This is a genomic window from Candidatus Ryanbacteria bacterium CG10_big_fil_rev_8_21_14_0_10_43_42 (assembly GCA_002793915.1).
In the GTDB taxonomy this organism is placed as follows: Bacteria; Patescibacteriota; Minisyncoccia; order Ryanbacterales; family 2-02-FULL-48-12; genus 1-14-0-10-43-42.
This window is the reverse complement of record PFEF01000009.1, coordinates 3,836-5,529: the sequence shown is the minus strand read 5'-3', so window position 1 is coordinate 5,529 and position 1,694 is coordinate 3,836. Positions and strand designations below refer to the sequence as shown.

Below are 1,694 nucleotides of genomic sequence, written 5' to 3'. Positions count from 1 at the left end.
GTTTTTTTGTATGGAAATATCAATAAGAAAGACAGCCAAGCTCATCCTCCGTCGGATCCAGTCCCGGTTCGGGGAAGGGTAAGGGCGGCGGCCTTGAGCTGTCCGTAAAAAGGAACGTGAGGGTGAATATTGGGTCTGATATGTCCACCTCACCATCGTCATTTGCGTCAGCCGCGTCATTGCAGGAAATCGTTCCGCCGGTAAAGAGAAAAGAAAGCGTCTTTACCGCGTCGGAGATGTCAATTTCCCTGTCAGCGTTTGAATCGCCGCGAAGGAACGAAATATTTACAGAGCGGATGATGACGCTCATGTCATCTATTGCCGTATTGCCCGCGATATCTGTGACAACCAAGGTAACCGCATATTTTCCTGCCGGAAGAACCGCTTCTGACGTTTCGCCGGTGGCGATAAGGCCGCCTTCGGTCATCCATCGGTAAGTCAGCTCATCTCCGTCAGGATCGGTTGACGCCGAGCCGTCAAACAAGACGATAGCGGTATTGTCGGGATCAGCATCCAGCTCAATGTCGTCTCCGGCGACGGCAATCGGGGGGCTGTTCCCGTTATACGGGTCTTTCCAAAAGGAAAAACTTCTGACAATAACCCGACTTCCGGGAATTTCCGATGACAGGGAGAAGCGGAATGTGACAATATTTTCCTGATGCTTTCGTATATCGTAGAATCCGGTAACGAGAAACCCTTCGTTGAAGACAAGATCGGAATCCATCTCGTAAGCCGTTTCCTCTTCTCCGTCGAGAATGGAGAGAGAGAATACCGCGGGGCTTGGCGCGTGAGTAAAGTCGTACTCAAAGCTTACATAGTCCCACTCGGGAGAGATGGTGATCTCATCTTCATATACTGCTTCGTGGAATTCTGCTCCACCACCGTCACCTTTTATGCGCAATCCTTGAAGCTCGTTTGTGAGCTCCAGCCAGGTTGTCCGCTCAAGTTCAAGCGAGGGCTCGGGAATTGCTGTGTCGCAGTTTTCGGTTTTGTCAAGACCGAATATGTTTTTATTGGATAGACGCGAGCAAATGCTTAACCGAGAAAAAAACAACGTTCCTTGTTCCTCGCAAAGAGGATCGATATAGCGAAAAGCATCCGTGTTACCCGGCGGAGCTACAAGCGCAGAAGTATCGAATCCGATGGTTCCGGGTATGGTTCCACCGAAACAGAAGAAAGGTCGGTTATGAAGCTCTATTTCGTATGCGTCCGGAATGGTTTGGGCATACCAGTTGTAAACCGCATGATCAAATGGCCATCCCGGTGTATTCACTCTGATATGTGAATTTCTGGTTCCCTCGCTAATGAGACCATCGTATAGATCAATATACACGCCCAGCTGACGCAATGCCTTGTTTACCCCGGTAATGTAGGGGGTAAACGGATCAAAGAGTGTCAGCTGATAGCGATGAGCGTTTTCAGCACTAAGCGTGCCGACGACAATCATCTGTAGCAAGGCCTCAGATCCGATTCTCTGGCCTGCGCTGTGGGCAAGAACCTGAAAAGGTTCACTATATCCTGGACGGATAATATTTTTTAGCAACCCTGACAGTTCTTTCGCCTCTTCGGTTGAGCGTACTACCGCTCTTCCTACCGCAGCGGTCTGAGCTTCTTCCATCCAGTCCCAGGCGACTATGTTTATGTTGTTATTCAAGCGCTGAAAAATTGTCCGCGCCATAGTTCTTATCCAGTCG

At 49.6% G+C, this 1,694-nt stretch carries 1 pseudogene (cut by a window edge); it reads right to left on the bottom strand.

Going from position 1 to position 1,694, the window contains the following annotated elements:
• Positions 1 to 19: 19 nt before the first annotated feature.
• Positions 20 to 1,694: pseudogene (locus tag COU90_04150) on the bottom strand (hypothetical protein) (it continues 1,625 nt past the right edge of the window).